The sequence below is a fragment of the Micromonospora palomenae genome (genome assembly GCF_007829925.1).
Classification (GTDB): Bacteria; Actinomycetota; Actinomycetes; order Mycobacteriales; family Micromonosporaceae; genus Micromonospora; species Micromonospora purpureochromogenes.
This window is the reverse complement of sequence record NZ_VIXA01000001.1, coordinates 2228476-2246908: the sequence shown is the minus strand read 5'-3', so window position 1 is coordinate 2246908 and position 18433 is coordinate 2228476. Positions and strand designations below refer to the sequence as shown.

At 73.7% G+C, this 18433-nt stretch carries 19 protein-coding genes; 10 read left to right on the top strand and 9 right to left on the bottom strand.

The window, feature by feature from the left end:
- Positions 1-53: 53 nt before the first annotated feature.
- The 3 genes from FHX75_RS10180 to trmB form a co-directional block, all read right to left on the bottom strand.
- Positions 54-701 (bottom strand): hypothetical protein, encoded by a 648-nt coding sequence (locus FHX75_RS10180; RefSeq protein ID WP_154938380.1) that lies wholly within the window; start codon positions 699-701, stop codon positions 54-56.
- Between the two features lie 120 nt (positions 702-821).
- A complete protein-coding gene (locus tag FHX75_RS10175; protein ID WP_154938378.1) occupies positions 822-3326 on the bottom strand; it encodes a DEAD/DEAH box helicase in 2505 nt (834 codons plus the stop codon).
- Positions 3327-3483: 157 nt separating this feature from the next.
- Positions 3484-4197 carry a tRNA (guanosine(46)-N7)-methyltransferase TrmB gene (gene trmB / locus FHX75_RS10170; RefSeq protein ID WP_154938376.1) on the bottom strand — a complete coding sequence of 238 codons (714 nt, stop codon included), beginning with the start codon at positions 4195-4197 and terminating at the stop codon, positions 3484-3486.
- 132 nt (positions 4198-4329) lie between these two features.
- On the opposite strand from trmB, the gene FHX75_RS10165 reads away from it, so the two are divergent.
- Together FHX75_RS10165 and FHX75_RS10160 are read left to right on the top strand one after the other, a co-directional pair.
- Positions 4330-4914 (top strand): hypothetical protein, encoded by a 585-nt coding sequence (locus tag FHX75_RS10165; protein ID WP_154938374.1) that lies wholly within the window; start codon positions 4330-4332, stop codon positions 4912-4914.
- Between the two features lie 8 nt (positions 4915-4922).
- Positions 4923-5606: a class F sortase gene (locus tag FHX75_RS10160; protein WP_154938373.1), complete on the top strand. Its 684-nt coding sequence runs from the start codon at positions 4923-4925 to the stop codon at positions 5604-5606.
- Positions 5607-5618: 12 nt separating this feature from the next.
- On the opposite strand, the gene FHX75_RS10155 is transcribed toward FHX75_RS10160, so the two are convergent.
- From FHX75_RS10155 to FHX75_RS10145, 3 genes are all read right to left on the bottom strand, one after another.
- Positions 5619-5939: an antibiotic biosynthesis monooxygenase family protein gene (locus tag FHX75_RS10155; RefSeq protein WP_154938371.1), complete on the bottom strand. Its 321-nt coding sequence runs from the start codon at positions 5937-5939 to the stop codon at positions 5619-5621.
- 95 nt (positions 5940-6034) lie between these two features.
- A complete protein-coding gene (locus FHX75_RS10150; protein WP_154938369.1) occupies positions 6035-6832 on the bottom strand; it encodes an exodeoxyribonuclease III in 798 nt (265 codons plus the stop codon).
- Between the two features lie 303 nt (positions 6833-7135).
- The gene (locus FHX75_RS10145; protein WP_154938367.1) at positions 7136-8056 is read right to left on the bottom strand and encodes a proteasome assembly chaperone family protein; all 921 of its coding nucleotides are present in this window, start codon (positions 8054-8056) and stop codon (positions 7136-7138) included.
- A gap of 419 nt (positions 8057-8475) precedes the next feature.
- Here FHX75_RS10145 and FHX75_RS10140 point away from each other — a divergent pair, with 419 nt between their 5' ends.
- The 3 genes from FHX75_RS10140 (at position 8476) to FHX75_RS10135 (ending at position 10380) form a co-directional block, all read left to right on the top strand.
- The gene (locus FHX75_RS10140; RefSeq protein ID WP_154938365.1) at positions 8476-9345 is read left to right on the top strand and encodes a peptidase M23; all 870 of its coding nucleotides are present in this window, start codon (positions 8476-8478) and stop codon (positions 9343-9345) included.
- A 73-nt stretch (positions 9346-9418) separates the two neighbouring features.
- Positions 9419-9565, top strand: coding sequence for a hypothetical protein (locus tag FHX75_RS30675; RefSeq protein ID WP_170285326.1), 147 nt, complete (start codon positions 9419-9421; stop codon positions 9563-9565).
- A gap of 35 nt (positions 9566-9600) precedes the next feature.
- Positions 9601-10380 carry an EcsC family protein gene (locus FHX75_RS10135; RefSeq protein WP_170285325.1) on the top strand — a complete coding sequence of 260 codons (780 nt, stop codon included), beginning with the start codon at positions 9601-9603 and terminating at the stop codon, positions 10378-10380.
- Between the two features lie 152 nt (positions 10381-10532).
- Here FHX75_RS10135 and FHX75_RS10130 read toward each other — a convergent pair whose 3' ends face one another.
- The gene (locus FHX75_RS10130; RefSeq protein ID WP_154938362.1) at positions 10533-11384 is read right to left on the bottom strand and encodes a GDSL-type esterase/lipase family protein; all 852 of its coding nucleotides are present in this window, start codon (positions 11382-11384) and stop codon (positions 10533-10535) included.
- 130 nt (positions 11385-11514) lie between these two features.
- Positions 11515-12126, bottom strand: coding sequence for an antibiotic biosynthesis monooxygenase (locus FHX75_RS10125; protein ID WP_154938360.1), 612 nt, complete (start codon positions 12124-12126; stop codon positions 11515-11517).
- 327 nt (positions 12127-12453) lie between these two features.
- On the opposite strand from FHX75_RS10125, the gene FHX75_RS10120 reads away from it, so the two are divergent.
- Genes FHX75_RS10120 through FHX75_RS10100 form a run of 5 tightly spaced genes read left to right on the top strand, consistent with a single transcriptional unit; the run spans position 12454 to position 17021 of the window.
- Positions 12454-12717 (top strand): DUF6343 family protein, encoded by a 264-nt coding sequence (locus tag FHX75_RS10120; RefSeq protein WP_154938358.1) that lies wholly within the window; start codon positions 12454-12456, stop codon positions 12715-12717.
- Positions 12718-12729: 12 nt separating this feature from the next.
- A complete protein-coding gene (locus tag FHX75_RS10115) occupies positions 12730-14142 on the top strand; it encodes an NADP-dependent succinic semialdehyde dehydrogenase (RefSeq protein ID WP_154938356.1) in 1413 nt (470 codons plus the stop codon).
- Between the two features lie 42 nt (positions 14143-14184).
- Positions 14185-15150 (top strand): TIGR03885 family FMN-dependent LLM class oxidoreductase, encoded by a 966-nt coding sequence (locus FHX75_RS10110; RefSeq protein ID WP_154938354.1) that lies wholly within the window; start codon positions 14185-14187, stop codon positions 15148-15150.
- 36 nt (positions 15151-15186) lie between these two features.
- Entirely contained in the window at positions 15187-16767 is a 1581-nt protein-coding gene (locus FHX75_RS10105; protein WP_154938352.1) for a Na+/H+ antiporter, read from the top strand.
- Positions 16764-17021, top strand: coding sequence for a UBP-type zinc finger domain-containing protein (locus FHX75_RS10100; protein WP_154938350.1), 258 nt, complete (start codon positions 16764-16766; stop codon positions 17019-17021). Before FHX75_RS10105 ends, FHX75_RS10100 begins: the two co-directional genes overlap by 4 nt.
- 17 nt (positions 17022-17038) lie before the next feature.
- Here FHX75_RS10100 and FHX75_RS10095 read toward each other — a convergent pair whose 3' ends face one another.
- A complete protein-coding gene (locus FHX75_RS10095) occupies positions 17039-18331 on the bottom strand; it encodes an MFS transporter (protein ID WP_154938348.1) in 1293 nt (430 codons plus the stop codon).
- Positions 18332-18433: the final 102 nt, after the last annotated feature.

The following is an 18433-nucleotide window of genomic DNA, read 5'->3' as shown; positions in this document are numbered from 1 at the left end:
CGGAGCGCCGACGTCCCGTCCGGACCGGTGATCGGCCCGGACGGGATGTCGGGTCAGGCGGCGGTGGACCAGATGGCGCGGAAGGCGGCGGCCTCCCCGGCCAACCACTGCTCGACCTGCTCGGGCTTGATCGTGTCGGGCATCCGGTGGGCCTCGCCCCGCCGCACGTCGACCAGGACCGGCTCGGCGTGCGGCAGCACCGCGTCCATGTGCCGGGCCATCAGGTGCAGCGTCGCGAGGGTCGCCTCCTCGCTCGGCGGGGCCTCGTCGAAGTGCAGCCGGACCGCCTCGGCGTGGCCGTCGGCGTACCGGACGCCGAAGTGCGGGTTGATCTTGACGGGCAGGTCGCCCAGCATGGCGAGCGCGTCGCGGGTCTGGGCCAGGTCGATGCCGGCCGGCTCGCCGAGGGACTCCAGCCAGGCCGTCGCCCCGGGGACGAGGGCCTGGTAGAGCGGGCGCCACCGCGGCTTGACCACGTCGGCCACGCCGGCGAGGTGGGTGCCGCCGGTGTGGAACGCGATGTCGGCCTTGAGGGCCTTGACGAACTGGCCGTGCGGGTTGAACCCGTGCCGGCTGGCCCGCTGCTTGCGCAGCCCGCCGACGAAGGTGGCCTTGGTCGGCCCGGTGCGGTCGACGTACCGGGTGAAGCCGAGGAGCGTGGCGTAGGGGGTGAGCGGGGCGGCGGAGGTGGGCGCGGTCACGAGCGTCCTCCCAGGTCAGGAACCTCGATTAGTACATACATTCTAATCGACGGGGGTGACATCGCCCAGGGAACGAAAGGGGCCGCCCGGACACTCCGGACGGCCCCGCGAAACTCTTTTCTACAGCTGCCCGACGTCGGTGATCCGGACGACCGCGGCGCCCGCCTCGTCGGACGCGGCGAGGTCCACCTCGGCGCTGATGCCCCAGTCGTGGTCGCCCTCGGGGTCGTCGAGGATCTGCCGTACCGTCCAGCGCTCCCGGCCCTGCTCGATCATCAGCAGCGCCGGCCCGCGCGCGTCGGGGCCGACCCCGATCGAGTCGTACGACTCGAAGTACGGCTCCAGCGCCTCGGCCCACGCGTCGGCGTCCCAGCCCGACGCGGAGTCCAGCTCGCCCAGGTCGTACCAGCGGCGCAGCGCGGCCAGCTCGACCCGGCGGAACAGCGCGTTGCGTACCAGCACCCGGAAGGCGCGGGCGTTGCGGGTGACCGCCGGCGGCTTGTCCTCCAGCGAGGAGGCCAGCTCCGCCACGTCGGACGGGTTGCGCAGCCGCTCCCACTCGTCGATCAGGCTGGAGTCGACCTGGCGGACCAGCTCGCCCAGCCACTCGATGAGGTCGACCAGTTCCTCGGTCTTGGCGTCCTCGGGCACGGTCTGCCGCAGCGTCTTGTACGCGTCGGCCAGGTACCGCAGCACCAGGCCCTCCGAGCGGGTCAGCCCGTAGAACTGCACGTACTCGGTGAAGGTCATCGCCCGCTCGTACATGTCCCGGACGATGGACTTGGGGGAGAGCTGGTGGTCGGCGACCCAGGGGTGGCCCTGCCGGTACATCTCGTACGCGGCCTCCAGCAGCTCGGCGAGCGGCTTCGGCCAGGTCACCTCGTCGAGCAGTTCGAGGCGGGCCTCGTACTCGATGCCCTCGGCCTTCATCGCGGCCACCGCCTCGCCGCGGGCCTTGAACTGCTGCGCGGAGAGCACCTGCCGGGGGTCGTCGAGGATCGACTCGACGACCGAGAGCACGTCGAGGGCGTACGAGGGGGACTCGACGTCGAGCAGCTCGATCGCGGCCAGCGCCAGCGGCGACAGCGGCTGATTGAGCGCGAAGTCGAGCTGGAGGTCGACGGTGAGGCGGACCCGCCGGCCGGCCTCGTCCGGCTCGTCGAGCTGTTCGACCACCCCGCCGGCGCGCAGCGCCCGGTAGATCGCGATGGCCCGGCGGATGTGCCGGCGCTGGGCGGCCCGGTCCTCGTGGTTGTCGGTGAGCAGGTGCCGCATCGAGGCGAACGCGTCGCCGGGGCGGCCGATGACGTTGAGCAGCATCGAGTGGCTGACCTGGAAGCTGGAGGTCAGCGGCTCGGGCTCGGCCTCGACCAGGCGCTCGAAGGTGGGCTGCCCCCAGCCGACCGAACCCTCCGGCGGCTTCTTCTTGACCACCTTGCGGCGCTTCTTCGGGTCGTCGCCGGCCTTGGCCAGGGCCTTCTCGTTCTCGATGACGTGCTCGGGGGCCTGCACCACCACCCGCCCGAGGGTGTCGAAGCCGGCCCGCCCGGCCCGCCCGGCGATCTGGTGGAACTCCCGGGCCTTGAGCAGCCGGGTCCGCACCCCGTCGTACTTGGACAGGCCGGTGAAGAGCACGGTGCGGATGGGCACGTTGATGCCGACGCCCAGGGTGTCGGTGCCGCAGATGACCTTGAGCAGGCCGGCCTGGGCGAGGGTCTCCACCAGGCGGCGGTACTTGGGCAGCATGCCGGCGTGGTGCACGCCGATGCCGTGCCGGACCAGCCGGGACAGGGTCTTGCCGAAGCCGGAGGTGAACCGGAAGTTGCCGATCGCCTGGGCGATCATGTCCTTCTCGGCCCGGGTGCAGACGTTGACGCTCATCAGCGCTTGCGCGCGCTCGAGCGCCGCGGCCTGGGTGAAGTGCACGACGTAGACCGGGGCCTGCTTGGTCTCCAGCAGCTCCTCCAGGGTCTCGTGCATCGGGGTCATCGCGTACGAGAAGAGCAGCGGGACCGGCCGCTCGGCGGAGCGGACGACGGCGGTGGACCGCCCGGTGCGCCGGGTCAGGTCGTCGACGAACCGGGTGGTGTCGCCGAGCGTGGCCGACATCAGCACGAACTGCGCCTGCGGCAGCTCGATCAGCGGCACCTGCCACGCCCAGCCGCGGTCGGGCTCGGCGTAGAAGTGGAACTCGTCCATGACCACCTGGCCGACGTCCGCCCGGGACCCCTCGCGCAGCGCGAGGTTGGCCAGGATCTCGGCGGTGCAGCAGATGATCGGGGCGTCGGCGTTGACGCTGGCGTCGCCGGTGAGCATGCCGACGTTCTCCGCGCCGAAGACCTCGCAGAGGGCGAAGAACTTCTCCGACACCAGCGCCTTGATCGGCGCGGTGTAGAAGGTGGTCCGGTCGTCGGCCAGGGCGGCGAAGTGCGCCGCGATCGCGACCAGGCTCTTGCCGGAGCCGGTCGGCGTGTTCATGATCACGTTCGCGCCGGAGACGATCTCGATGACCGCCTCCTCCTGGTGGGGGTAGAGGTCGAGGCCGCGCTCCTTCGCCCAGCCGGCGAACGCGTCGTAGAGGGTGTCGGGGTCGGCGCTTCGAGGCAGCGCGGCAGTGAGCGTCATAGCCGCTCCATCGTGCCCGCCCCGCACCCCCGCCCGCCAACCGGGTGCGCCGCACCCCCGCCCTGCCGGCGCGCACTTTCCGAGAAAGCGTGGCTGTTCCCGCCCCGATAGGCACTCTTTCCGGGAAAGTGCGGCCGGCCCGGGCCGGGGTGGGTGGTCAGGGTTGGCGGGGGTGGATGAGGTCGAAGACGGGGCGGCCGGCGGTCAGGGCGCGGCGCTCGAACTTGGTGACCGGGCGGTGCGCCGGGCGGGGGGCGAAGCCGTTGTGCGGGTCCGTCAGGCCGGGGTCGGCGGTCAGGGTGTCCCGCATCGACTCGGCGTACTCGGCCCAGTCGGTGGCGCAGTGCAGGGTGCCGCCCGGCCGCAGGCGGGAGCGGAGCAACGCCACGTGCTCCGGCTGGATGATCCGCCGCTTGTGGTGCCGGGCCTTGGGCCAGGGGTCGGGGAAGAAGACGTGCACCGCGTCCAGGGCGTCGGTCGGCATGGCCCGGACCAGGTCCAGCGCGTCGCCCTTGGCCACCCGGACGTTGGTCAGCCCGTGCCGTTCCACCAGTTCCAGCAGGTTGCCGAGGCCGGGCGTGTGCACCTCGACGGCCAGGTAGTCCCGGCCCGGGTCGGCGACCGCCATCGCCGCCGTGGCGTCGCCCATGCCGGAGCCGATCTCCAGCACCACGGGGGCGCCCCGGCCGAAGAGCGCGGCCGGGGCGAAGGGGCCGTCGAGCTCGTCGATGTCGACGCCGTACTCCGGCCAGAGCCGTTCCAGCGCGTCCGTCTGGCGGCCGCTCATCCGGCCGCGGCGGGGGTGGAAGGTGCGGATCCGGGCGGCCGCCGGGGCCGCCGGGACGGCGGGGTTCTGGTCGGTGAGTGTCACAGCGACCCGAGCGTACGCGACGGTTCCGTCGTATCGGATGTGATGTACGCCCGGGGGTGAGACGATTCATCCCGTACGGCAGGCCGGCGCTCGCTGTCCCGGCACTGCCCGAGGCAGCCGGAAGGGGGCAGGATGTCGATCACGCTCCAGCGCACCGCGTTGGCCATCACGTTCGGCGCCCTCGGCCCGGCGCTGCTCGGGGCGGGCGCGGCGCTCGCCGCCCCGCCACCCGCGGTGGCCCCGGCCCCCGGCGAGCCGGCTCAGGGCTGGCCGGAGCAGGCCGCCGAGCAGCAGCCGGCCCCCGGCGTGGTCTTCGTCGAAGTACGCCCGAGCCCGGTGCAACCCGGCTACCTGGTCGGCATCCGGGCCAGCTGCCGGGACAACTCCATCCCGGCGACGGTCGTCTCCGACGCCTTCGGTCGCGTGCAGGTGCACTCCCAGCGTGGTGAGCTGACCGCCTCGGCCGAGGTCCGGGAGCGGACCCGGCCGGGCAACTACCGGGTCAAGCTGGAGTGCCGGGACGGCGCGACCGCCTCGACCATGCTCCAGGTGGTCAAGTCGATGAAGCCCAGCCCCGGCCCGCACACCGGCTTCGGTGGTGCCGCCGGTGCCAACCTCACCGGCCTGCTCGTACCCGGTGGCCTGGCCCTGACCATCGCCGGCGCGACCGTCGGCATCATCGCGGCCCGCCGCCCCCGTGGCGCCGCCCGAGGCTGAGCGGCGCGATGGCCTCGCAACCCGTCTCGACACCGGCCGCCCGCGGCGACCGCACCTCGGCACGCAGCCCCTGGTCGGTGCCGCTCGCGGCGGCCCTGGTGCTGCTCGGCGTCTTCGCCACCGGCGCGGGTCTCGGGCGTACCGTCGGTCCGCTGGACTGGGCGGCCGGCCAGCAGCGCCCGGCGGACGCGCAGGAGCGGCCCGCCGCCGGGCGGGGCGGCGGGTTGCCGGCCAGCCGGCCGGTGAGCCTCGCGGTGCCGGCCATCCAGGTGACCGCCCCGGTGGCTCCGGTGGGCAAGGCGAAGGACGGGTCGATCGCCGTGCCGCCGCTGGACCGGCACCACGAGACCGGCTGGTACGACCGCGGCCCGACCCCGGGTGAGCCGGGCCGGGCCATCATCGTCGGGCACGTCGACTCGAAGAGCGGCCCGGCCGTCTTCTACGACCTGCGCAAGCTCAAGCCCGGCGACCGGATCGAGGTGACCCGCGAGGACCGCAAGGTCGCGGTGTTCACCGTCGACTCGGTCGAGTACTTCGACAAGTCCCACCTGCCGGCCGACCGGGTCTACGGCGACGACGGGCCGCCGGCGCTGCGGCTGATCACCTGCGGCGGCGCCTGGGTCGGCGGCCGGACCGGCTACGAGGACAACGTCATCGCCTTCGCCTCGCTGGCCGAGACCCGGCAGCCCTGACCGGCCGGGCGCTCAGCCCTTGCCGGCGACCTGCTGGACGACCTCGAACTCCAGCAGCGTGGCGCCGGAGGCCACCGGTCGCCGCTGCTCGCCGCCCTCGCCGCCGGCGTGCGCGGCCCGGGCCGGGCCGGCCGCCCACGCCTGGTACGCCTCCTCGCTCTCCCACCGGGTGTAGACGAAGTAGCGGCTCTCCCCGGCGACCGGGCGCAGCAGCTCGAAGCCGAGGAAGCCGGGGGAGTTCTCCACCGCGCCGGCCCGGGCGGCGAACCGCTTCTCCAGCTCCTCCCCGGCGCCGGACGGGACGTCGATCGCGTTGATCTTCACGACTGCCATGGCTCCACCCTAACCAGCGGCCGACCAGCCGGCCGGACGTCCCGCCCACGCCCGACGACGGCCGAGCCCGCCGACTGACCGCGTCGAGGCAGGGCTCAGAACGACTCGACGGCCGGCACCAGCTCGGCGTCGACCACGATCGGGGCGTGGTCGGAGGGGCCCTTGCCCTTGCGGGCCTCGCGGTCGACGTACGCGGAGCGGACCGCCCGGGCGAACGGCGCGGAGGCGTAGACGAGGTCGATCCGCATGCCCTTGTTCTGGTGGAACATCCCGGCCCGGTAGTCCCAGTACGTGTAGGGGTGCGGGCCCTTCATCGGGGTCGGCACCACGTCGACCAACCCGAGGTCGCGCAGCGCCGCCAGGGCGGCCCGCTCGGCCGGGGTGACGTGGGTGGAGGCGACGAAGAGCGCCGGGTCCCAGACGTCGGCGTCGGTGGGGGCGACGTTGAAGTCGCCGCAGACCGCCACCGGCGACCCGCCGGCCAGCTCCGGCTCCAGCGCGTCCCGCAGCGCGGCGAACCAGGCCAGCTTGTACGCGTAGTGCGGGTCGTCGGGGGAGCGGCCGTTCGGCACGTACACCGACCAGACCCGGACCCCGTCGCAGTTGGCCGAGATGGCTCGGGCCTCCGGCTCGGGGAACCCGGGCTCGCCGGGGAACCCGACCGCCACGTCGGCCAGCCCGACCCGGGACAGGATCGCCACCCCGTTCCACCGGCCGTCGCTGTGGCTGGCCACCTCGTAGCCCAGCTCGCCCACCTCGGGGCTGGGGAAGGCGCCGTCGGGGCACTTGGTCTCCTGCAGGCAGACCACGTCCGGGCCGGTCGTGGCCAGCCAGTCGAGCAGCCGGGGCAGGCGGGCCTTCACCGAGTTCACGTTCCAGGTCGCCAGACGCATGCCTTCAGCCTGCCGTATCCGGCCCCCGCGCGCCGGGCCAGCGGGGTCGGCGCGTCGCATGATCGGCTCGGAGCCGGCCGGGCGAGGCGGCTTGCCGTATCCGGGCTCAGTGCCCGTCCGGGCCAGCCGGGTCGGCGCACCGCGTGATCGGTTCTGGAGCCGGCGGTCGGCGGGCGGGCGGTCCGCCGTATCCGGACTCAACGCCCGGCCGCGTCGGCGCGGCGCCTGATCCACTTGAAGCCGCACGGGCGGTCGGCGCCGTGGTGACGGCGCCGACCGCCGGTTGTTCAGCGGTCGGCCGGTTCAGCCGTTCGGGGTGTCGCCGGGTCGGGTCTGCTCGGCCAGGAACCGCTCCAGCTCGGCGCCGAGCTCGTCGGCGGTGGGCAGCGGCCCGGCCTCGGCGGCCAGCAAATTCTTCTCGCCGCGCCCACGGGCGAACGCGTCGTACTGCTCCTCCAGGGCCTGGACCAGCGCGGCGGCCTCGTCGGTCTGCGCGACCTGCCGGTCGATCTCGACCCGCACCACCTCGGCGGCCGTGCGCAGGCTGTCGCTGGGCAGCAGCAGCCCGGTGCTGCGGGAGACCGAGGAGAGTAGCACCTCGGCGGCGGCCGGGTACTCGGTCTGGGCGACGTAGTGCGGCACGTGCGCGGCGAAGCCGATCGCGTCCCGGCCCGCCTCGCCGAGCCGGTACTCCAGCAGGTGGCCGACGCTGCCCGGGACCTGCACCCGCTGGAGCCAGGGCTCGTAGCCGGAGATCAGCTCGCGCCGGGTGGCGTGCGCGGTCACCCCGGTGGGGCGGGTGTGCGGCACGGCCATCGGGATGGAGTTCAGCCCGGCGGTGAGTCGGACGCCGAGTCGGGTGGCCAGGGCGGCGACGGCGGCGACGAACCGCTCCCACTGCAGGTCCGGCTCCGGGCCGGTGAGCAGCAGGAAGGGGGTCTCGTCGTCGTCGTGCAGCAGGTGCAGCGCCAGCTCCGGCGCGTCGTAGTGCTCCCAGTGGTCCTCGACGAAGGTCATCACCGGGCGGCGGGAGCGGTAGTCGAAGAGCTGGTCGACGTCGAAGGTGGCGATCTGACGCGATTCCAGTGAGGTGAGCAGCTGCTCACGGGCCAGGCGGCTCGCGCTGCCGGCGTCGACGAAGCCGGTCAGGGCCTGGATCAGCACCGGCTGCCCGAGGTCGGGCAGATCGTCGGTGAGCTGGTAGAGCTCGTGTGGGTCGAGCACCGGTCGAACCTCCTGTGGAAACGCGCGTACGGGCCGCCGTGCGCGCACGGCTCCCGGTTCGCCGAACGTACCCGCCCGCGGTATCCATTCCAGCAACGGGCGGCTCGCGGCGATCCTGGCGAGCAAAGACGGACGAAGTGCGCATTTCGTCGATCATCCGAGGCGCGGTTGTCCGTTGGTCTGCCAATCGCTCATACGAACGGGGGACGCGGTCGATCATGCGGGCCGGGGCGGCGGTGTCGAACCTGTCGTTCCGGGACTCCCGCCGCCGGGGGGTATTCCCGAGATGCCGGTTCTGCGGGGTTACGCCCCACGGCCACGGGGCACCACCGACGCGTCCCGGTTCGACCCGTCGGATTGTGGCGAGGGCCACTCGCTCACGGTGGGTGACCCGTGAAACGCCTGCCTAACGTCGTCGGATGCGTGACGACGACACCATCGACGACCAGTACGCCCACGAGGGCCCGACTGGCCGTTCGGACGATACCCCCTCGTCCGTTCAGGTCGGCGTTCTCCGTGGCACCGAGGCCGCTCCCTCGCTCCGTACCCGCCTCGGCGCCCTCGTTAACCCCCTGACCCGCCGCCCGTCGCGGGTGGCGCTCGCCTCCGGCGTGGTCTGCTGCCTCGGCGTGGCGGCCTTCGCCGGCGTGCAGGCCCTGCCGGCCGACCGGCTCGATCCGGTCGCCGCCCAGCCGGCGCTCACCGAGCGGGCGCAGGAGGGCGCCGCCTCCCGCGGCCAGGCGCGTCCCCCGGTCACCGCGACCCCGACCCCCGCCGCCACCCCGACCGCCTCGCCGTCGCCGACCGCGACGAAGAAGGCCAAGCCGAAGCCCAAGCCGAAGCCGAAGCGGATCGCCCCCGTCGCCGGCCTGGACCAGGCCCAGATGGACAACGCCAAGGCCATCGTCAAGGCCGGCCGGAAGATGGGCGTGCCCCGACAGGCCCTGATCATCGCCGTGGCCACCGCGATGCAGGAGAGCAACCTCTACAACTACGCCAGCGGCGTGCTGCCCGAGTCCCAGAACTACCCCCACCAGGCCATCGGCTGGGACCACGACTCGGTCGGGCTGTTCCAGCAGCGGCCCAGCAGCGGCTGGGGCGAGGTCCGCGACCTGATGGACCCCGAGTACGCCACCCAGGCGTTCCTCTCCGCGCTGCTGGAGATCCCCGGCTGGCAGAACCTCGCGCTGACCGACGCGGCCCAGGCCGTGCAGGTCTCGGCGTTCCCGTGGGCCTACGCCCAGCACGAGTGGCGGGCGACCGAGGTGGTCGAGGCCATCCTGGCCTGATCGGCGCCGGTTGTCGGTTGCCGGTTGTCCGTTCGGGGTACACATGATGCACGACCACCGAACGGAGGACGACATGTCACTGGTGCAACGGATCAGGGCGTTCCTGCGCTCGCCGCGCGGGCAACAGCTGGTCGACCGGGGCCGGCGTGAGTTGGCCAAGCCGGAGAACCAGGCCAAGCTCAGGCAGGTGGCGAACCGGTTCTCCAGCCGCCGCCGCTGATCGTCCCCCGCTCGCCCTCGACACCGGGAGCCCCCGTGACCGACTCCGCCCCCGTCGACGACGAACCCACCACCCCCACCCCGCCGCCGGCCAGCCCGGCGGCGGCGGTCACCCCGCCGGCCACCCGGGCGGGGGAGCCGGACGCCCCCGAGGCGCCGCCCGCCCGGCTCTGGGACCGGATGCGGGAGGACCCGCAGTACGCGCCGGAGCACCTCGCCCTGGAGGCGGTGCGCCGGCTGGGGCCGGAGGCCGCCGAGTGGGCGGCTCGGGCCCGTGCCGAGCGCCCCGACGTGTCCGCCGACGACCTCGCCGAGCAGGCGGTCCGCAAGTTCGTCAACCGGGCCCGCCTCTCCGGGGCGGTCTCCGGCGCGGCCGGGCTCCCCGGCGCGGTGATCGACGTGGGCGTGCTGGCCTGGACCCAGGCCCGGCTGGTGCTGCACATCGCCGCCGCGTACGGGGTGGACCCGGTGCACCCGGACCGGGCCACCGACCTGCTGGTGCTGCAGAAGGTGCACAAGGTCGCCGAGAGCGCCCGGCTGGCCTTGGGCGTGGCGGCGGGGCGGGAACGCGCCGGGGCGCTGTTCGGCCACGGCGCGCAGAACCCGCTCGGCAAGGTGATGCTCCGCCTCGGCGTGCGGCTGGCCCAGATGGCCGGGGTCCGCGCGGCGAAGCGGATGTTCGCCAAGGTCGTGCCGGGCGCCGCCATCGTCCTCGGCACCTGGGCCAACTCGTCGGCCACCAAGGACCTCGCCGAGCGCGCCCGCGCGCTCTACCGGACCGGTCAGGGCGGCGTGCCGCAGCCCCGCCGTTCCTGACCCGCACGGCAGCACGGCGGTGTCCCGGTCTCCGGGGCACCGCCGTTTCGCGTGCCCGGTGGGCACCAGCGGTCCACGCCGCCCGGGGTCGGCGGCCGACCGTTCCACCTCAGGCTCTGCCGAGCGTCCCGGTGACCCGCTCGGAATGCTCGTCAGAGTCGCCAGCCGGCGGTGGCGAAGCTGACGTCGGCGAGCCGGTTCTGCCCGGCCACGTTCGGGTGGAACCAGTCGAGCCCGTTCACCTCGTCCAGGGTGAAGCGCACCCGGTGCACCGCCCCGCCGTCGTGCCGGCAGCGTGTCCCGTACGCCCGGCAGGCCGCCTTCAGTTGGGCGTTGTAGTCGTCGATGCGGTCGCGGAACCTGGCCCGGCGGGCCCGGTCGGCCGGGGCGGTGGAGGTCGGGTTCGCCAGCAGTGAGGGGCAGATGCCGGCCCGCCAGATCCGGGTGGCCCGCGAGTCGGTGTGCCCGACCTCCCAGAGCCGGTACAGGTCGGGGATGCTCACCACCAGCACGCGGGCCTTCGGTCGTCCCTTGCGTAGCACCCGCAGGCCCCGGTCGACCTGGGTGCGGAACGTCGCCACCGGCGTCATCGTGTCGATGTCGTCGCGGCAGGCGTCGTTGGCGCCGATCAGCACGGTCACGTAGTCGGCTCTGTCGCGGACGGCCGCCTGCGCCTGCCCGGCCAGCGCCTCGGCGCGCGCCCCGGGCACGGCATGGTTGTGAGCCCGGCCGCGGATGTCCGGGTTGGCCTCGAGCAGTCGGCGGTAGTGGCTCTCCACCCGGATGCCGTCCCCTGTGGACCAGGAGTTGCGCTGGCAGGAGGTGAGCACCAGGCAGGAGCCGAAGCCGGAGGTGATCGAGTCGCCGAGCGCGGCCATGGTGGTGGGCAGGCCGGACTGGCCCGACTCCCGGGTCGGCCGGGGCGAGGCGCTGTCACCCTCCTCGCACGCGAGGGCGGCCAGCGCCAGCAGGCAGGCGACGGCGGCGACCCAGCGTCGAGGCATTGTCTTCCCCCGGTCCGGCGGCGCAGAGCGACAGCGCGGTAACTCTACGGGGGCGATCGGCCGGTTGAGGCCGTTCGTGTCGACTTTCAGGCAGAGTAAATATTTAGAAACATGAATTTGATAGGTCGGGTCAGCGGGATGCCCGCCACGGCGGCCGCTGCCCGTGCAGCCACCAGTGCAGCGCCCGGGTGATCCGGGGCAGCACCAGGTACGTCATCAGCGGCGTCAGGCAGAGCGTCATGAGCAGCGTCCGCGCGGCCAGCGGCACCCCGCCGATGAACCGGGCGGTGAGCAGAGTGGCGGCCAGGCTCAGCGGGAAGAACGCCAGCCAGATCGTCACCGCCTGCTTCCAGCGCGGCGGGGACACCGGCGCGGCCGGTTCGCCGACGGCCGGCGCCAGGGTCTCGACCACGTGGTCGACCGGCGGGTCGAACCAGCCCTCGATCCCGGTGCGCCGCTCGATCCGGGTGTGCTCGACGATGCCCTGCGCGGAGGTGAGCCACCAGTTCCGCTGCGGGGACTCCTCCCAGCGGCGCAGCGTCTCGTGGTCGGCGAACCGGTAGAGCATGTGCCACTCCGGCGAGCCGGGGGCGCTCTGCACCCAGCCCACGCCGAGGAAACCCGGGAAGCTCTCGGCCAGCGCGCTGCCGGCCCGCATCCAGGCGACCATTTCGTGGGCGCGCGCGGGGTCGGCGCGCCGGGCGATGGCGACGGTCACCGGCACCGCGTGGGTCATGGTCATGCCCTCATCCTTCCCGCCTGCGCCGGTGTCGGCCCGGTCGTGGCGCGTCGGTGTAACGCAACCCACCGCCGGCCGCATCCGCGGCATACCCGCTCCGTGGCCGGCATCACCGCCCCGCCCTTCCGAGCCACCCCGGACCCCTGAGCCCGGTCGGCCCGGCCCCCGGTTTGCGGCGGGTGGGGGTGACGTCAGGACGGGATGGCCCGACACGCCGCAAACCGGGCTCGGGGGTGCGGTTCGCCAGCGGGCGGCGGGTGGGACGGTGGCGGTCGGTGCGGCGGCTGGGGCGGGCGGTTAGGGCCCGTCCTGCGGGGGTAGGCCGGAGGAATGACGAGATCGCAGCCCCGGCGTGCCCGTGGCACGGTCGGCCACGCGTACAGCGCGTTGAACCTCCGGCTCGCGCTGGCCCTGTTCGGCCTGGTCACCATGACCGTCTTCGCGGTGCTGGCGTTCTGGGCCGACGTGGTCTGGCTGGGGGTGGTGTGCGCGATCTTCGCCGTGGTCGCCGTGGTCGACCTGGTCGTCATCCAGCGCCGCCGCGCCGCGCGCCGCCGTGAGGAGCCGGGCGTGCGGCACTCACTCTTCGAGTGACAGGAGTACGAGATGCCCATCGCCACCACCAATCCCGCCACCGGCCAGCTGCTCAAGTCGTACGAGCCGATGTCGGCCGAGCAGATCGACGCCGCGATCGACCGGGCCGACGTGGCGTTCCGGGATCTGCAGGCCACCACGCTCGCCCAGCGGGCGCAGTGGATGAACGCCGCGGCCGACCTGCTCGACGCGGAACGGGACGCCACCGCCCGGCTGATGACCACCGAGATGGGCAAGACGTACGTCGCGGCGCAGGCCGAGGTGACCAAGTGCGCCACCGCCTGCCGGTTCTACGCCGCCAACGCCGAGCGGATGCTCGCCGACGAGCCGGCCGACGCCGGCGCGGTCAAGGCCAGGCGGGCCTTCGTGCGGTACCAGCCGATCGGGCCGGTGCTCGCGGTGATGCCGTGGAACTTTCCGCTCTGGCAGGTGATGCGGTTCGCCGCGCCGGCGCTGATGGCCGGCAACACCGGCCTGCTCAAGCACGCCTCGAACGTGCCGCAGACCGCCCTCTACCTGGAGGAGCTGTTCCGCCGGGCCGGCTTCCCCGAGGGCGCGTTCACCACCCTGCTGGTCGGCTCGGAGGCCGTGGACCGGATCCTCAGCGACCCGCGGGTCCGCGCCGCCACGCTGACCGGCAGCGAGGGGGCGGGCCGTTCGATCGGCCAGATCGCCGGGCGGGAGCTGAAGAAGACGGTGCTGGAACTCGGTGGCAGCGACCCGTTCGTGGTGATGCCGTCGGCCGACCTGGACCGCGCCGCCGAGGTCGCCACCACCGCCCGCTGCCAGAACAACGGCCAGTCCTGCATCGCCGCCAAGCGGTTCATCGTGCACACCGACGTCTTCGACGCCTTCGCCGAGAAGTTCGCGGCCAACATGTCCGCGCTGCGGGTGGGCGACCCGATGGACGAGAACACCGACGTGGGGCCGCTGGCCAGCGAGGGCGGCCGGGACGAGATCCACGCCCAGGTGCAGGACGCGGTCGACCACGGCGCCACCGTGCTCTGCGGCGGCGAGAAGCCCGCCGGCGCCGGCTGGTTCTACCCGCCGACCGTGGTCACCGACCTGAACCCGCAGATGCGGATGTGGTCGGAGGAGGTCTTCGGGCCCGTCGCCGGCCTGTTCCGGGTGTCGTCCTACGCCGAGGCGATCGAGGTCGCCAACGGCACCGCCTTCGGCCTCGGCTCGAACGCCTGGACCACCGACCCGCAGGAGCAGGAGCGCTTCGCCGTCGACCTGGACGCCGGCAGCGTGTTCATCAACGGGATGACCACCTCGTACCCGGAGCTGCCGTTCGGCGGCGTGAAGAACTCCGGCTACGGCCGGGAGCTGTCCGCGCTCGGCATGCGGGAGTTCTGCAACACCAAGACCGTCTGGGTGGGCGAGGGCGCGGCATCGGCCGGTGCCGGCGCGCACGCCGAGTAGCCCCGCTTTTGGCCGGACACCGTCATGGGTAGGGATGAGCCCATGACGGTGTTCGGCTTCCATGCCTCCCACGAGCAGATCCACCCGAGCCGGCTGCTGGAGGCGGTGATCCACGCCGAGCGGGCCGGCTTCGACGCCGCCATGTCCTCGGACCACTTCTCGCCGTGGAGCGCCCGGCAGGGCCAGTCCGGCTTCGCGTGGTCCTGGCTGGGTGCCGCTCTCCAGGCCACCGGCCTGCCGTTCGGCGTGGTCAACGCGCCCGGCCAGCGCTACCACCCGGCGATCATCGCGCAGGCGATCGGCACCCTCGGCGCGATGTACCCGGGCCGGTTCTGGGCCGCGCTGGGCACCGGCGAGGCGAGCAACGAGCACATCACCGGCGACGGCTGGCCGCGCAAGGACGTGCGCGCCGCCCGGCTGCGGGAGTGCGTCGACGTCATCCGGGCGCTGCTCGCCGGCGAGGAGGTCAGCCACGACGGCCTGGTCCGGGTCGACCGGGCCCGGCTCTGGACCCGCCCGGAGCAGCCGCCGGCCCTGATCGGCGCGGCGGTCAGCGTCGCCACCGCCCGCTGGTGCGCCGAGTGGGCGGACGGCCTGATCACCGTCAACGCCCCCACCGCACACCTGCGGCAGATGATCGACGCCTACCGGGACGCCGGCGGACGCGGCCCGCTGCACCTGCAGGTGCACGTCAGCTGGGCGCCCGAGCAGGCCGAGGCCGAGGCGATCGCGTACGACCAGTGGCGCAGCAACGTCTTCGCCCCGCCGATCTGCTGGGACCTGGACACCGCCGAGCACTTCGACGCGGTCTCCGAGCAGGTGCCGATGGAGAAGGTCGCCGAGGTCGTCAACATCTCGGCCGACACCGGCCGGCACGTCGGCTGGCTGGAGGAGTACGTCGAACTCGGCTTCGACCAGATCGCCCTGCACCACGTCGGGCAGGAGCAGCGCGCCTTCATCGACACGTTCGGCGCGCAGGTGCTGCCGAAGCTGCGGACCACGGCCTGATCTCGTCCCGCCCCCGCGCCCCCTAGGCTCGTACCCATGGAGGCTCTGTTCGACGTCGTGGTCATCCTCGCGATCGCGACGTTCGGCGCTGCGCTGGCCCGGCGGCTGGGCGTGCTCGCGCCCATCCTGCTGGTGATCCTCGGTCTCGCCCTGTCCTTCCTGCCCGGCTTCCCGCAGGTGCGGCTCGACCCGGACCTGGTCCTGGTCGGCATCCTGCCGCCGCTGCTCTACGTCGCGGCCCTGGAGACGTCGGTGCCGGCGTTCCGAACCAACCTGCGGCCGATCCTGCTGCTCGCGGTGGGGCTGGTGCTGTTCACCGCGTTCGTGGTGGGCACCGTCGTGCACCTGCTCCTGCCGGATCTGCCGTACGCGATCTGCCTGGCGCTCGGCGCGGTGGTGGCGCCGCCCGACGCGATCGCCGCCACCGCGGTGGCCCGGCGGGTCGGGCTGCCCCGCCGGATCGTCACCATCCTGGAGGGCGAGAGCCTGATCAACGACGCGACGGCGCTGGTGCTGCTCCGCGTCTCGATCATCGCCGCGACGGCCAGCGGTGGCCGGGTGGAGTTCGGGGAGGTGGCCTGGGAGGTGCTGCGCTCCGCCGGCGGCGGCGTCCTGGTGGGCCTGCTCGGCGTGGTGGTCTTCGGCTACCTGCACCAGCGGACCTCCGACGCGCTGCTGGACAACGCCCTGTCGCTGATCGTGCCGTTCGCGGTGGTCCTCGCCGCCGAGGAGATCCACGCCTCCGGCGTGGTCGCCGTCGTGGTGACCGGGCTCGGCATCGGCCACAAGATGCCGCGGCTGATGTCGGCGGCCTCCCGGCTCCAGATCGGCGCGTTCTGGCGGCTGGCCCGGTTCCTGCTGGAGGGGCTGGTCTTCCTGCTGGTCGGCCTCCAGTTGCGCGACGTGGTGCGCGACCTCGACGAGCCGCTCGGCTGGCTGGCCGGCGTCACCGGGGCGGTGCTGCTCGCCGTCTTCCTGTCCCGGTTCGTCTGGCTCTTCCCCGCCACCTACCTGGCCCGGCTGGGGCCCCGGCTGCGGCGCCGGGACCCGGCCCCGCCGCCGCAGGTACCGATCGTCCTGGGCTGGGCCGGGATGCGCGGGGTGGTGACCCTGGCCGCCGCGCTGGCCCTGCCGCTGACCCTGGCCGGCGGCCGGTCGTACCAGCGGGAACTCTTCATCTGGCTGGCCTTCGCGGTGATCGTGGTGACCCTGGTGGGGCAGGGCGCCACCCTGCCGATGGTGGCCCGCCGGCTCAAGCTGCCGCCGGACGACCCGGTGCAGGACGCGCTCTCCGCCGCGGCGGTGCAGCAGCAGGCCAGCAAGGCCGCCCGGGACCGGCTGTACGAGCTGGCGCCCGGCGCGCCGTCGTCGGTGGTGGAGCGGTTGCGCGAGCTGCTGGAGGCACGGACCAACCTGGCCTGGGAACAGCTCGGCGGTGGCGGCCGGGAGACCCCCTCCCAGGCGTACGGCCGGCTCCGGCAGGAGATGATCGACGCCGAGCGGGAGGTGTACCGGGCCGCGCGTGACTCCGGCCGGATACCGGAGGAGGTGCTGGTGCGGGCGTACCGTGACCTGGACCTGGAGGAGTCGTTGCTGACCCGGGAGGTTGACGAATGAGTTGCCAGCACCTGACCGAGGCGGGGAACCCCGAGCCGCAGGCCGAGGACGTCTGCCCGGACTGCGTCGCGATCGGCAACGACTACTGGGTGCACCTGCGCGCCTGCCTGAGCTGCGGGCACGTCGGCTGCTGCGACTCCTCGCCGTACCAGCACGCGACGAAGCACTACGAGTCCAGCCGGCACCCGGTGATGCGCTCGATCCAGCCGGGGGAGACCTGGCGCTGGTGCTTCGTCGACGAGGAGATCGGCTGACCGGTCCGGTCCCCGGATCAGGGGCGGCCGGCGGCTCTCCGTCGAGCGCCAGCACGGGGCGCCGGTGCGGGCAGATCGTTCGCCGCCTGCCCCGCACCGAGGGCGAGAGCCCGCCGGGTCAGGGTCGGGACGAGCAGCCCGACGAGCGCGAAGAGCAGGGCCAGCGCGCACCACCCGGCGACCCCGCCGTCGAGGACCGCCCAGGTCAGCAGCGCCGGTCCGACGGCCCGGGTGAGGCCGGCGAGCAACCCGTCCACCCCCTGGTACGCCCCGATCGACTTCGGCGCGGCCAGACCGTAGGCGAGCCCCGCGCCGGCGGTGCTGTGCCACAGGTCGCCGACGGTGTAGACGGCGGTGGCGAGCAGCAGCAGGCCGGTCGCCGGCCCGGCCGGCATGCCGGTGGTGGCCGCGTACAGCAGCATCGCCACCGCCAGCACCAGGCCGGCCCGGCGCATCGCGGCGGCGGCCGGGGCGGCGGTGTCCGAGCCCCGGGCGAGGCGCACGGCCAGCAGCACCGTGAGCGACGTGTTGACCAGCAGCACCGCCGACACCACGGCCGGCGGGGCACCGGTCCGGCTCACCGTCCACAGCGGCACGACCAGGGTGAGCACCGTGGCGTGCAGTGCCAGCACTGCCGACGCTCCGCTGACGGCCAGGAACGGCAGGTCCCGCAGCGCCCGCGCCCGACCCGACGTGGCCGGCCGCGCCGGGGCCGCCGGGGGCGGGTAGCCGGGCAGGCGCATCAGCAGCGCCGCCGACACCAGATAGGTGGTCGCGTTGCCGACCACCAGCACCTGGTACGCCAGGTGCGTGTCGGCCGCCAGGGCGAACCCGGCCAGGCCGGCGCCGAGCGCGATGCCGAGGTTCGCCACCGCGCGCAGGGTGGCGAACGCCTGCACCCGCCCCTCGGGTCCGCCGACGGCGGCGACCAGGGCGGCGCGGACCGCCAGGTTGCCGGCGGTGAGCAGCGCGTCCAGCACCGCCACCACCAGGAACGCGGGGAAGGACGCCACCAGCAGGTACGCCCCGGCGACCGCGGCCTGCAGCAGTTGCAGCAGCGCGCGCAGCGTACGCGGGTCGCGGCGGTCGGCCAGGCCGCCGAGCGGGACGGCGGCGGTCAGCCCCAGCAGCCCGGCGAGGGTGAGCCCCAGCCCGACCGAGGCGGCACTCAGCCCGACGTCCCGGCTCAGGTAGAGGGGCGCGCCGGCCAGCCAGAGCCCCGAGCCAACGGTGTTGGCGAGCGTGGCCAGGGCCAGGGTGCGCAGCCGGCCGGGCGGCGGCAGTGGCGACCAGCGCCCGGGAACGGTCATCGGCTCGACCGTATGGACCGGCCGCCGCCTGCGGGGACCCGCGGCGGGCGACGCCGGTCACACCTTTGCCGCAATCGGGGCCTGGCGATGTCTGTCCGCCGG

Bases quoted from the DNA above. Each gene is read 5' to 3' on its own strand.
- FHX75_RS10175 (WP_154938378.1), bottom strand. From the start codon at position 3,326: ATGACGCTCACTGCCGCGCTGCCTCGAAGCGCCGACCCCGACACCCTC.
- FHX75_RS10165 (WP_154938374.1), top strand. From the start codon at position 4,330: ATGTCGATCACGCTCCAGCGCACCGCGTTGGCCATCACGTTCGGCGCC.
- FHX75_RS10160 (WP_154938373.1), top strand. From the start codon at position 4,923: ATGGCCTCGCAACCCGTCTCGACACCGGCCGCCCGCGGCGACCGCACC.
- FHX75_RS10155 (WP_154938371.1), bottom strand. From the start codon at position 5,939: ATGGCAGTCGTGAAGATCAACGCGATCGACGTCCCGTCCGGCGCCGGG.
- FHX75_RS10150 (WP_154938369.1), bottom strand. From the start codon at position 6,832: ATGCGTCTGGCGACCTGGAACGTGAACTCGGTGAAGGCCCGCCTGCCC.
- FHX75_RS10140 (WP_154938365.1), top strand. From the start codon at position 8,476: ATGCGTGACGACGACACCATCGACGACCAGTACGCCCACGAGGGCCCG.
- FHX75_RS30675 (WP_170285326.1), top strand. From the start codon at position 9,419: ATGTCACTGGTGCAACGGATCAGGGCGTTCCTGCGCTCGCCGCGCGGG.
- FHX75_RS10130 (WP_154938362.1), bottom strand. From the start codon at position 11,384: ATGCCTCGACGCTGGGTCGCCGCCGTCGCCTGCCTGCTGGCGCTGGCC.
- FHX75_RS10125 (WP_154938360.1), bottom strand. From the start codon at position 12,126: ATGACCATGACCCACGCGGTGCCGGTGACCGTCGCCATCGCCCGGCGC.
- FHX75_RS10120 (WP_154938358.1), top strand. From the start codon at position 12,454: ATGACGAGATCGCAGCCCCGGCGTGCCCGTGGCACGGTCGGCCACGCG.
- FHX75_RS10115 (WP_154938356.1), top strand. From the start codon at position 12,730: ATGCCCATCGCCACCACCAATCCCGCCACCGGCCAGCTGCTCAAGTCG.
- FHX75_RS10110 (WP_154938354.1), top strand. From the start codon at position 14,185: ATGACGGTGTTCGGCTTCCATGCCTCCCACGAGCAGATCCACCCGAGC.
- FHX75_RS10105 (WP_154938352.1), top strand. From the start codon at position 15,187: ATGGAGGCTCTGTTCGACGTCGTGGTCATCCTCGCGATCGCGACGTTC.
- FHX75_RS10100 (WP_154938350.1), top strand. From the start codon at position 16,764: ATGAGTTGCCAGCACCTGACCGAGGCGGGGAACCCCGAGCCGCAGGCC.
- FHX75_RS10095 (WP_154938348.1), bottom strand. From the start codon at position 18,331: ATGACCGTTCCCGGGCGCTGGTCGCCACTGCCGCCGCCCGGCCGGCTG.